We start from the raw sequence: 12534 nt of genomic DNA on the forward strand, positions 1-12534 counted from the left end.
CAATTCTTCAATAAAATTTGTAATGAGTTCATTCCGATGTGACATATATAAAGCATAATTCTTCAGCTCCATATTATTAAACTCTAATTTATTATTCAGGGCTTGTTGCTTAATTTCTGCAAGTTCTGTATTCTTCCTTTGTCTACTCCGCAACTTATTATACAGTAAAAATCCAATTATGACCAACAATACTATAATAATGGCCAATGTATTCCGCTGATAAGACTTCATGCTTTTCTCCAGGGAAAGGGCTTTGATCTGCCGCTCCTTATCCTGGGCCTCCCGCTTCATCGTCATAGAAAGCAGAGCATTTACTTTGTTCTTGGATAGAAATTCTTCTCTTATAGCATTATACTTTTGGATATTTTCATAAGCTTTTTGGTAGTCACCAGTTAATTGGTAGAGCAGTGAGGAAACCTTATAATTATCGAGCAGGTTTTCCTTTTTAGAATTGGAACTGGATTGGCTGATATAAAACAGCGCTTTATCCAGTGATTCCTTTGCTTCCGTATAACGACCAAGTTTTACCAACGAAAAAGCCATCTGGTTATGAACTTCTGCAAGAGAAAGCACCTGTCCTGTTGAATATTCGAGCGATTTATGAAAGTAAAGAATGGCCTGTTTATAGTCATCTTCATTATTACTGCTGATACCTAAATTATTATAAGCCGCGCTGATCAGTACTTTTTTATGAAGACGTTCTGCCTCTGTCAAAACCTGCTTAAAGTAAACTGCTGCCTTCTTAAATTCATTTTTTAACTGATAACTCAACCCAATTCCATTCAGGGAAACCGAAGCTTTATTTTCATTATGCGTTTTCTTGTACAGCTCATAGGCCATGGTATGGTACTTCAGTGAAAGCTCTGCATTTTCCACATCGTAATAGATCCAGCCTAACAAAGTGTAATTGGCACCGATCTGCTCCTGAGTTCCTTTGACTTTATAGATTTCCAGCGCCTTAAAGGCATATTCAAGTGCCAGATCATAAATATCATTGTACAAATAACCTTCGGCGAGGATCACCATAGCATCTGCTTCCTGCTCCTTAAGTTTATTCTCATAGGCAAGCAGGTAGGCTTGATAGGCATAAGCGATGGCCTGATTGGTAGAGTCCTGGTTCAAATGTTTTGCTTTCTGATTCAATAACGCAATTTTCTGCTTCACTGGATCCCTTTCAGATTGACCAAAGCAAGGGATACAAATTAAAAATAAAGCAGCAAGAACAGCAGTCCTGAACACCGCAGCCATCCCAATTTTATTCAGCATATCTGGTTATTTTCCGATCGTCTTTGTTAGCAGTAGACATCTTTGTTAAAGATAGAATCTTTAAGGGCAAATTACAGGGAAAAATTTACTTTGCCTGTCCCCATATCATATACAGCGCCGACAATAAGGATTTTCCCCTCCTGCTCCATTTCATTCAGGATCGGGCTGTGTTCTCTGATGTTGTGTACACTGAGTTTTACATTCTCTTCGCAGACGCGATGCATATATTTCATATTTGCGGATGTCTTTTCCCCTGCAAAATCACTGCTAGATAGTACAGCAGGACGTATTTTTGCAAGCAATGGAGTGATATTCCCCAATTTGACATCATCAATAGCGGATTTAATCGCACCACAATGTTCATGTCCCAGAACAAGGATGACCTTGGAACCTGAAACTTTGCAAGCGTATTCCAAACTGCCCAGAATATCTTCGTTTACAATATTACCAGCAACCCTGGCTACAAAAATATCACCAATGCCCCGATGAAAAACATCCTCTACCGGAACCCTGGAATCCAGACAGGACAGCACAACGGCAAGTGGATACTGACCCAAAGAGGCCTGACGAATTCTTTCAGAATTGTTTCTCACAGTTAAGGCTCCTTCTACAAATTCCCTGTTTCCCTCTTTTAAAATAGCAAGGACAGTATCAGGCGCAAGAGCAGCCTGTTGTTCTGAGGTGAGTACCTTTCCGGCAATCACCTCCTTTCGGGCAATACTCATCTCATCTTCTGCCACATCTTGTAGAGTTCCTACCTTATTTTTGCCCTTTAAGACAAATAAAACAACCATTACAATTAGGGAGAGGACGAGTAAGGTATCTAAAATGCTCATTAATGCAGAAGTTTAAATTTGCAACACAATTGTAGCTATTTAGAGTTAAAAATCTGTACAGAATTTTTTTTATTCTGCAGGTAACACCAGCTTTTTTACTCTAACTATTAAATACCAGTAATGTAAAATTTTAAAAAGCTCCAGCCTCCAGGAATTCAATAACCTCGCCGTTAGGACTAAACACCAAGGAATTACGAACTGTAATGACGGGGTTTCCCAAATGCAGTACCATAGGTTCATGACAGGGTTTCGCTCCTGCTGCAATAGCTCTTTCAAAAGCAATTTTGGGATCTTCAACACTTAGGCAAATGTGCAATAATGCAGTTTGTACAAACTCCTCATCCTGTCGCTTTTTTCTCCCTTGCGCAGGAATATCTGCCTGACTATCATAGATCTCTATAAAGCTATTTCCATCTGCCGATTTTAACATTGCTGCTCTTTTCAGATTAAATTCTGGCAAAGACCAGCTGTGGCTTAAAGAAAAGCCCAGCGCCTGTTCGTAGAAATCAACTATAGCATCAAAATTTTCTGCCCGTATGGCAATATGGTGAATCCCGTAGATCTTGCCTTTCTGTTTTTCCATCTTTATTGTAAATTATTATATTCAAATTTACAACAGCAAAGCTTCGGTTCTGCCAACTTACAAAATTGTAAGCCCATGAGAAAAATAAGCTCCACTAATTTCAGAAATGAACAAATCCTACATGAACTATGCGATGCAGCTTTTACACTTTCCGTACTGGGAGGCCGCTGGAAACTGACGATACTGGTTAAATTACTGGAAGGTTCGAAACGCTTTTCTGATCTCAAAGCCACTATTCCTGCCATCACAGAACGTGTACTGGCCCTACAATTAAAGTCCCTGGAGAAAAACGGCCTGATTGAAAAATTTATTGATTCCGATAAGCTCCCTTTTTATACAACGACCAATCTTGCCCAGTCTTTGGAGCCAGTGATTTATTCACTTTCCTCCTGGGGAAAGATGAACAGACCCAATCCACCTTCTAGTGAATTGTAGCCTACTATGAACTCCGTTATATCTACTTGAGGTCTGGGTGGGGTCTTGTTGGGATAAGGATACCCTTATTCCAACAAGACCCCACCCAGATATGCGCCAGATACGATTCATCCCAGTAAAAGGTATAGCATAACATCACTTTCTCACCTTGAGCCATGCCTGGTCAAGCCCTCCTCTGCAATTTGCCAAGAAAAATTCTCGTACACTGCAGAAAGACCTCAGAGATCTGCGGGCTCCTTCAACCCGCCTGATATCGTTAGTGTTGAAGCAGTTGTACAGAATTTTCCACAAAATTCACTTCTTTCTATTCTGCGATACATCTTATGAAATCCGAAGTAAAACATTACCCGTTTAAATACATACTTTTTATCAATAACTCCTGATCAGGATTGATAATCGTACAATGATAATTGATCGCATCTTTATTGCAATAACCAATGATAACCTGTTCGGGTTCAAGATCTATATCAGGCAACTGATCCAGAATACTGTAAATCTTTTCAAATTCAGTCTTTACATTCTGGTTACCTGGAAGAATGATCCGGATCTCTCCTCTACCTTCAAATAGTTTAACCAATGTCCACCCTGAACCCTTTAGATGTCTTTTAAGGTTCTGAAAAAGTTGTTCCTTATATTCGTGCATATCCGCCTAAATTACTACATAATCAAAAATAACGCAATTGTATTTGAAAAAGTTCTGAACCTTTCGGCTAAAGATCATATTTTTTTCGCAAAACCGTACTGATAGCAGTGGCATCTTCAATAATGGACTGAGGATAGCCCATAGAAGATAAAATTGCCAACCCGTTTTTATTTTTCAGTATCCCTGGTTTGATCTTATAATCAAATACCAGCCGCGTTTCAGACACCAATTCTTCAAATGAATATACCGCATATTCCTTACCCAGAAGCTCTGCCAGTTCCAGATCATGCGTAGAAACAAAGGTAAAATTCTTATGGGCTGTAAGATAAGACAGAATGGCTTTTGCAGCAGCAACGCGCTCAATCGTATTGGTGCCTCTAAAGATCTCATCAATCAGAATCAGACTGCTCTCCCTTTGCCCCATAGTTTTGTTCACGATATCCAGAATCGACAAGGCCTCAGCCTGAAAATAACTTTTATGTTCTTCCAGATCATCACTCATCCGGATGCTGGTAAACAGGTTCATAAAAGGCGCCGAATAACAATTGGAACAGGAAGTATATAAAGTCTGCGACAGGAGCGCATTGATGACCAATGACCGGATAAACGTTGTTTTTCCTGACATATTGGACCCCGTGATCAATACTCCCTGTTCCGCCTTCACCTCAATAGAATTGGCAACACAATTTTCCACCAGTGGATGGTACAGATCAGTCACCTTAAGTTCTTCTTTTAGCCCACTGAAATCAGGTTTGCAATAATAAGGCAGGCCTGTTCTTAAAGACAGCACCGAAATAGCCATATCTGTTTGACCTATAAAATTGAACAATATTTCTATGTTGTCCCTTTGCTGATTGATCCGGTTCACCGATTTGAGGAACATCGCCGGTTCTACCAATAAAAAGGTCTTGATCAGTTCAAGTGCGCTGGCACTGAGATCCGTTGGATCTCCGCTTGTTTTATCCTGAAAATTGACCATGCTCAGGGAACGCTGAAGCGGTGCAAGTTCCTCCAAGCTTGCCCTTGCGGGCTGAGCATCCTCCGGATGTACCACCAGTTTCAGTATACGCTCGGTAGCCTTCATCAGCTTATACAATTGCGGCAGCGAATGAACATAGCTTGATATCTTCTTTTTATTGCCATAATGCAGGTAGAAATTAAACAGCGTCAGGCCCAGGCTCAGCAGAAAAAACATCTGGTTCTTTAAAACAACGGTCAATACAACCGAAACAATCCATAGCATCGCAGCAAAGCGGATGTACAGACTGATCCATCCGCTGTACAAGGCCTGATAACTTGTGGTGAACAACTCATGTATATAATAAGCATTCTTACTGCCCAGTGCAGACAATTCAATTTCTGTACTGATCCTGAGGTGTTCATCTGTAGCAAATTGCTCTGCAAGAAGGTCAAGTTGTTTCAAAGCTTCAGGATCTTTCTTCCCAGATCTTAATTTCTGATACAGATACTGTTGTCCCGGCTTACTGTTGGTCCTGTCAATATAAGCAAACAGGTTCTCGAGATCTATATCTGCAGCAATGGCATCAGATAAATGAACTCCACTTTCCTGTGCAAAGTATGCGCAGTAAGCTTTGAGCTGTTTGAAATCTATAGGATGTTCTGAGGGTTGAGACCATTTGGTGATTACTTCTTCTGCCCGTTTTCGCATTTCCTGCTGACGCTTAAATCTTAAAAAAAAGAAAAGAAAGGTAAGTGCAATAGGAATACCAAGCAGGTAGATCATCTTGAAAAGGATTTAATTTCTGCCAAATCTATACAATTTAGAGATCCGAAAAAGAAATTAATGCTATGAACTTACAGTCACGGGTAAAAAAGAAAAGGAGATAAACCTTTCGATTTACCCCCTTAAATTAACGCTCTCGAAAGCAAATATAATCATTGCTTCAATATTCAACAATTATTATTGTCATCTAAATCTAAAGATTTCAGCAGGATACCAATTACCGCCTCATTAATTCTTTCAATTTGATGATCCTGTCTTCATTTTTGCTAAGATCATTTCTGATCCCATTTAGTATGTTTAAGAGCACATCATCATTTGCAATTTCAGTAAGTGACTTGAAAATGCCTAATATCTTGACTCTCTCTTTATCAAAAAGACGGCTCACACCTAATGTGTACTGCAACCTGGTATTGTTTTTAAGAGTATTTTTCAGCTCCATATCAAAGTTTACTGTCATGGTTCCGGAGGTGAGGATATAGACGATGTCAACAATTCCTACCGGCATAGAACTTAAAACATAAGATTCATACCTGACACGGCTGTGCGTTGAGCTCATAAAATGTGCTTCCAAATCATCGTATTCTTTCAACACACTTGCAGACCTCTCCAGTTCACTTGAAAGCTCATTGTAATACTCTTCGTAATTCATAATTATTTTTTCTGACCTTAAAGGTACTCAATATTATCGGTTGTAAGGCTAAATGTCTTAATACCCTCTCTGGGAGTAGCCTGTAGCTAAGATCCTGGAAACATTAGTTCATTTTAATTGTTATATCACTAAAAAACAAAGAAGATGAAAACTCCAGAAGATAACGTACCATTGGACGACTCCCTGAATTCAGAAGCAGATGATCAGCAGAGTCAAAAAGACATTCACTCCAATGGTTTTGACGAAGAATATGATCAGGCTGCCGGTGAGCAGCCCGATACAGAATTATTAAAGCAAGCATTTAATGCAGCTGAAAGTTCTTTTACTTTGGATGCAGAAGATAACATTGCACCCAAAGCAAAAGAAGAGGGTACTGATTCTTAAGCAGACCTTTTTAACTCAGAGCCTGCTTCAATTGAATTGAAAAATTCGAATTCCCGTTACGTTCATCGAACTGTGCGGCATTTCTTTGTGCTTGTTTATAATAGAAATCGTAGAGATCTTTTACTTTATAGATAGCAGCAGAAGTATACAAAGGATGTTCATGCGGCAATTCAAGTGTAACTTCTTTTTCCTGGTCTTCCAGTTTTAGTGCCTCAGCCATATATTGTGAAAAGAAAAACTCCCGGCTGGTTCTGCATTCCATAGCCCATGGAAGATATTTTTCTATATATTCCCAACCTTTTTCTTTATGGTTATGGAACAAGAAAACAATCAGCAATCCAATAGACACAATTAAAGTAGAGTCTTCTTCCCGTTCATGCAGTTCTTCTTCGGCACGGACAAACAATTCCTCAGCTTTTTCGTTTTCATTGTTTTTAACTGCAAGGTAACACAACTGGCATAAGGTAATCACAGGAACATGCGCACAGGTGTATTGTTTTTGCAGTAATGGCTGCGCTTTGTGATAAGCAGCTGTAAAATCGCCTTTATTGACCAGAAAAGCAACTTCTGTATCCATTTCACATGCCCTGCAATCACTTAGCTCATCAATAGGCAGTGAATTGACCAGGTCCAGATACTTTTTACTCCCTTCCGGTTCTTTTTGACCTAACGCTTCATGAAGGAGCTTGCTGTAATAAGAACGCAAACCATAACCTTTTTCTTCCAGCCTTCTTTTATAGTCGGAAAGTACATTGTCCAGTTGTTCCAAAGGAACTTCAGGATTGGAGAACAATTCATCTATAATCCATTTATATTTCCAGAGCAGATCTTCAACAGCATAATTTTCAGGGTCTGCATCATAGGTGTTCAGCATCCAGCTAAATGCCCGTACAAATTCTTCTCTTCCAACCAATCTCCATTGTGTATCCATCAAATCTTCCCGAAGTTCATATCCCCATTCTACATCCTCATTTGTATCGGCAATCTGAATAGCCTCAATCAACAATTTAGCTGCATCTTTAGGATGAATATTTTCCTGGTTTGCCCGGTTTAGGAGCTTCTGTATTTCTAAAGTATACCTCATTTTCTTAAATATTAATAAAATTCTCCATGCCCATAATAATCAGGTTATGGAGTGCTTCGTTAAACAAATTCATTTCTGTATCGCTGACCGGATATTTCCCCAGTAGCAAAGCCTGTACGTATAAGATCTGGATAATAGAAGGAAAAACATAAGGGTCCTTAATCTCAACCATCCTCTTTACCAATTTATTATCAGCATTAAAACAAAGGACAGGCTCTAAAACCTTCTTTTTAGGAGCAAATGCACCCAGAGCTGCTGCAAGGGGATTATTGGCAGAAACCTCCTGTTTTGCATTTCTGGTATTCATGTCATCCTGCGGCGCCACATAGATCGCGGGCGTATCCTCCGGGTTAAAGCGCTTCAAACTGCAGGTACAATTCAATGGCTTTAACACTTCTGCAGCTCTTTTCTCGAATTCCGCAAGCTGCAGGTCATTACTGATATCAACAGCGTGAAAAGTATTCAGCAAACTGCCGGGAGAGATTTGTTCAATTTTAAGATGTTTATCCAGTCGCTGGATTTTCTTGAGCAATTCTTCTTCGAAAGTATAGGCCGCATTAATGATCAGCACCCCCTGCGATCCTGCAATACGTCTAACCTGCTTAAAATCATCAATGTTGGGGGTGTAATATATAGTTTGCCCTTGTTCCCGGATGTTTTTAAATGTCCGGATTCCTTTATTGGTTTCAAAGGGCAAATCATCCATAAAGACCTGCAGTAGTTCATTGTCCTCCGCAGCAATAGCTTTAAGGTGCAGATAGTGTATATTGATCAGTTTCTGATAAATCGCATGATCCACCAGCCCCACAGATTTCAAATATCCTTTGATTGACTGCCCGATTTGTCTTTTTGCTTCTTTCAGCAAGTCATTATAAACGAGTGATTCACGGGATGCAATCGCATCCAGACCATCTGTATTGAGTACACAACGAATAAAGAAGGCCCAGCTGGGCAATAAGCGACAATCATCGTCGCTTAAAAACATTCTTTTTAAATAAATCTTATGGGTTTGTTTACCTGTAAACTGGGTTTTAAAGGGCAATACATAGGCTACTCCTTTTATAGTACCTGCCGAAGAAGAAACAGGAAAAGCATCTAAAAAGCTGGTATTAAAAACTTTACGGCCGTAAGCCAGTAATTCTTCCTTGGATGCCGTATTGTCCAGCCATATAGCTCCCCCTTCATTGATCCAGTGTTCCTCCTGGTCGTGAAAGAGATAAATTGGCATAGGCAATACCTCTCCATAGTTCTCCAGGTTTTTCCGGAAAATTTCGGGCTTAAATAAGTGTTTGAATTCTTCTTTTGGCAGCAGGATAACTTTAGATCCTATTGGTCTTTCCTCGCTGATTTCGGTGATTTGATAAGTCCCGTCTGACTTGCCTGTCCAACGGAAAGCTTTATCACTGAGTGCCGACCTGGATTCAACGACAATTTCGTTAGACACCACAAAACAGGACAACAGCCCGATCCCGAATTTTCCGATATAATCTTTTGCTTCAAATGCCTCTCTTTTGGAACTTTCGCCAATCACCGCAAGAAATTTATGAATCTCTTCCTCTTTTAAACCAATTCCATTGTCCTCAAAGATCATCTCATTACGGTTATTATCCGGAAGGTAGATCCTTATCGCTCCAAGGTGCCCTTCGTCTATAGTCTTAAATGCAGTAATCGCGTCTACCCCATTTTGCAGAAGCTCCCGCACGAAGGTGTTTGGATTACTGTATAAATGTTCAGACAACAGCGAGATCATTCCTTTCAGATTCACCTGAAACAAATATTGCTGGTTTTCATCCATATTATTTTCCTTTCTTCCTGCCAGTGAGTTTCATGGCTTTTTCATGGCCGTTATCAGCAGCTTTCTCAAACCAGGACATGGCCATTTCTTCGTCTTCCTCTACCCCGTCTCCCATTAAATAACAATTTCCCAGTTCAAACTGCGCCAATGCATAATTTTCTTCCGCAGCTTTAGTAAGCCACTGCAATCCCTCTTCTTTATTCATAGCAACACCTTTACCAGTCAGTAAGAGTGTACCCGTATAATACTGAGAAGCAATATTGTTGTGCTGCGCCGCATCATTAAACCAGCGGAAGGCTTGTTCCGGATTGGCCTTTACACCAGATCCATTGAGGTAACAGCGTCCGGTATGGTACATGGCCAGAATATATTCCCGGTTAGCGGCCATCTCATAATATTTAAAGGCTTCGGGGTAATTGGTCTCCACGCCTAGGCCATACTCGTAGCAAAGTCCAAGTCCTTCATGCAATACATCCCGCTCAAAAGCCTGTTGATAATAGTCAAATGCTTTTTCGGCCTGATCAATTCGATCGTAATCGTACATGTAGTAGTCACCAATTTCGACCATAGCATGTGGATACCCAGCCTCTGCCGCTTTATGAAACCATTCCAATCCCTTTTCGGAATCCTGTGTGATCAGTCCATGCATATAATAGTAACCCAACTTATAAGCTCCGTAATAATAGTTTTGTTCCGCGGCGCTTTGCATATAGTCAAATGCTTTTTGTGCATCAAATGCAACTCCGTATTCATGTTCATAGCAAAGTCCTAGTTCGACCATAGCTTTTGGATTACCCCCTTCGGCTGCATTTTGATAATACGCAATGGCCTGGTCCGGATCTTCATTAACCCCTATACTAAACCGGTAGCAGCGACCTGTTTCAAACGTACAATTCACATCATTGAGTTCTGCGCCCCTCTTGTACCAATTAAATGCGGCCTCGGGATCAGGGCTTTCGGTATGGTAAGCATTCTCCAGGTAAGTTCCAGTCGCATGAATAGCAAAAGCATAGTCCATTTCTGCAGCCCTTTTGAACAAGTCAAAAGACTGCTGAAGGTCTTTCACTATAGTACCATCCTCATACATAAAAGCCAGCTCTGTCATGGCATAAGGGGATCCTATTTCCACACCTTTTTCAAAATAAGCCCTTGCTTTTTCCTGATCGGGCTCACCGGCTACTCCATATCTATAGATCCTTCCTGAATTGTTTATTCCTGCCGGGAAATTCAGTTCTGCAGCCTGTTCATAATAAGATAAGGCCTTCTCTACATCTGCCTCACCAACCAATATACCTTCCTCATAGAAATACCCTAATCGGTTCATCGCATAGGGCATTTTATCTTTAACTGCTTTTCTAAGCAATTCCACTCCGGCCTGCTCATCTTTTTGTACGACTGCCCCATCCAGCAATACTTCTGCTTTTTCAATTAAAGCATCTGCTGAACCATCGGCAATAGCTACATCAAGATAATGAAGACCTTTTTCTCCATTTACAAACTCGGGCACATACAAATAGACCAAAGCCAGACGATAAGCCGCAAATGCATTGTTATACAGGTAGCCTAATTCAAACCAGTGAATAGCCTCTTCAAAAGAGGAACCTCCATTATTTTCTGGTAAAGAATGATAGCCAAGATGAATAGCTGCTTCTACAGTTCCTAATTCAAAGGCTTCTTTCCACATGGCAAGAGCTTCTGATTTAACAGCCGGATCTTCTGAGGAGGCAAACTTCATTGTAGCCAGCCTGAACAAGGCATAATCATGCTCATAGTTCTGGTAAAGCTTCTGATAAACAGCAACTGCTGCTGCCTCATCCCTGATAGAATCGTAATAATTTCCTTCCAGGACAAAGGCACTTTTTACCAAAAAGAAATCTTCACTTTCTTTTAATTCGGAGACAAGAGAAAGGATTCCTTCGGTATCCCCTGTATTTAAAGAGATATATCCCTTATATAATTTAACCCATAAAGACGCTGAACTGTTCAGCAATTCCAAGCCAGCTTCTTTATCTTCTTTAATCAATACACCGTAATACAGAAAATAGCCTTTTACAGCAATACCCAGCTCTACTTTTTGATCAATTGCCTTATCCAGATAATAGATTATTTTCTCGGCATTACGATGAGTTCTTCGGGCTTCCCTGTATTGAAATGCAATCTGTGTGTATATAATAGGAAAGGAAACCGCAAGTTTTTCAAGAGCAGCCAACAAAATGTTCAGATGTGTATCATAATCCTCATCATTAAGATAAACACTTGCTTTAAAATCCAGCCCTTCTGTGACCAGTCTCTTATAAAAAGTAAAAACTTCGTCTTTATTGTCCCCAAGATCAGATGATGCACGGTCTAATAAAGCAAGTCCTTTATACCAGTTGTCTTTCTGCTGAAGATCGGATCTGGTTAAGTTTCTAATTTCCTGTGCTATATCCAATTTCTCCGTTTCCTGAAGGATCGTCTTATAAGCATTTTTAAGATTCATTTTTCTATAGGTTAATGTAAAAAAACAATTTCCACAACATTTTTTTGCCATGGAATTCTGGTAAACATAATAAAATTATTTTTTTTACTTCAGCCCACTGGGGTTAAAAAATGAGCTTTTCTATAGAAATTTGACAGGATTTCTTACCACCACAACTTAAGAAGTGGCATACGATTTTTTATCCGCCCTTTGCGTTCATCAAGGGCGGGCAGCATTCTTGTCTGACTTAATGTTTGACTACCTCTGCTTCTGTTTCTCTGATCCTTTTTTGCAATTCATCCTTCTCTTCAAAACAAGTGATGAGTTTTCCCTGCAATTCACTGATTGTTGCCTGTTGCTGCTTTAACAAAAGCTCTTGTTTTCTTTCTGTTTCATCTCGCTGGTCATCTGTTTCTTCAAAAAAAGCACCAGCATTTACTTTAAACAAAATAGCAAGCTGGATAATCCGGGCTGAATTTACGTCAGTAATTCCATTTTCTATTTTTGAAAATGCAGGAACCGAGATTCCGAGAACTTCTGCAAGCTCTCCTTGTGTTTTCCGCGCTTTCAGGCGGAAAGTTTTAATTTTTTGGCCTATTTTACTCATATAACAATAGAAGTGTTTTCTAATATAGAAATGAACTTTCTATATTATAC

General features: G+C 39.9%; 12 protein-coding genes. 2 read left to right on the plus strand and 10 right to left on the minus strand.

The window, feature by feature from the left end; all coding sequences use genetic code 11:
• From DBR11_RS06930 to DBR11_RS06940, 3 genes are all read right to left on the minus strand, one after another.
• Positions 1-1266 (minus strand): tetratricopeptide repeat protein (locus DBR11_RS06930; protein ID WP_146186482.1); only part of this gene is annotated, 1266 nt, incomplete at its 3' end.
• A gap of 71 nt (positions 1267-1337) precedes the next feature.
• Positions 1338-2102, minus strand: coding sequence for a carbonic anhydrase family protein (locus DBR11_RS06935; protein WP_199233781.1), 765 nt, complete (start codon positions 2100-2102; stop codon positions 1338-1340).
• A 130-nt stretch (positions 2103-2232) separates the two neighbouring features.
• On the minus strand, positions 2233-2685 hold the full coding sequence (locus DBR11_RS06940) for a VOC family protein (protein ID WP_108550950.1): 453 nt from the start codon (positions 2683-2685) through the stop codon (positions 2233-2235).
• A gap of 75 nt (positions 2686-2760) precedes the next feature.
• Between DBR11_RS06940 and DBR11_RS06945 the strand changes: the two genes are divergently transcribed.
• A complete protein-coding gene (locus DBR11_RS06945) occupies positions 2761-3120 on the plus strand; it encodes a helix-turn-helix domain-containing protein (RefSeq protein WP_158275232.1) in 360 nt (119 codons plus the stop codon).
• 343 nt (positions 3121-3463) lie between these two features.
• Here the strand turns inward: DBR11_RS06945 and DBR11_RS06950 are convergent, their stop codons facing one another.
• The 3 genes from DBR11_RS06950 to DBR11_RS06960 all read right to left on the minus strand — a co-directional run bounded on the left by DBR11_RS06950 (position 3464) and on the right by DBR11_RS06960 (position 6156).
• Entirely contained in the window at positions 3464-3763 is a 300-nt protein-coding gene (locus tag DBR11_RS06950) for a hypothetical protein (protein ID WP_108550954.1), read from the minus strand.
• Between the two features lie 67 nt (positions 3764-3830).
• Positions 3831-5507: a hypothetical protein gene (locus DBR11_RS06955; protein ID WP_108550956.1), complete on the minus strand. Its 1677-nt coding sequence runs from the start codon at positions 5505-5507 to the stop codon at positions 3831-3833.
• A 217-nt stretch (positions 5508-5724) separates the two neighbouring features.
• Entirely contained in the window at positions 5725-6156 is a 432-nt protein-coding gene (locus tag DBR11_RS06960; protein ID WP_108550958.1) for a hypothetical protein, read from the minus strand.
• A 144-nt stretch (positions 6157-6300) separates the two neighbouring features.
• Here DBR11_RS06960 and DBR11_RS06965 point away from each other — a divergent pair, with 144 nt between their 5' ends.
• Complete coding sequence (locus DBR11_RS06965; protein WP_108550960.1) at positions 6301-6540, plus strand: hypothetical protein; 240 nt, start codon at positions 6301-6303, stop codon at positions 6538-6540.
• Positions 6541-6550: 10 nt separating this feature from the next.
• Here DBR11_RS06965 and DBR11_RS06970 read toward each other — a convergent pair whose 3' ends face one another.
• From DBR11_RS06970 to DBR11_RS06985, 4 genes are all read right to left on the minus strand, one after another.
• Complete coding sequence (locus tag DBR11_RS06970) at positions 6551-7624, minus strand: hypothetical protein (RefSeq protein WP_108550962.1); 1074 nt, start codon at positions 7622-7624, stop codon at positions 6551-6553.
• Positions 7625-7628: 4 nt separating this feature from the next.
• A complete protein-coding gene (locus DBR11_RS06975) occupies positions 7629-9419 on the minus strand; it encodes an HSP90 family protein (RefSeq protein WP_108550964.1) in 1791 nt (596 codons plus the stop codon).
• A gap of 1 nt (position 9420) precedes the next feature.
• Positions 9421-11898 carry a tetratricopeptide repeat protein gene (locus DBR11_RS06980; protein ID WP_158275233.1) on the minus strand — a complete coding sequence of 826 codons (2478 nt, stop codon included), beginning with the start codon at positions 11896-11898 and terminating at the stop codon, positions 9421-9423.
• Positions 11899-12124: 226 nt separating this feature from the next.
• Positions 12125-12484, minus strand: coding sequence for a helix-turn-helix domain-containing protein (locus DBR11_RS06985; RefSeq protein ID WP_108550968.1), 360 nt, complete (start codon positions 12482-12484; stop codon positions 12125-12127).
• Positions 12485-12534 lie beyond the last annotated feature (50 nt).

It is taken from the genome of Pedobacter sp. HMWF019, assembly GCF_003061025.1.
Classification (GTDB): Bacteria; Bacteroidota; Bacteroidia; order Sphingobacteriales; family Sphingobacteriaceae; genus Pedobacter.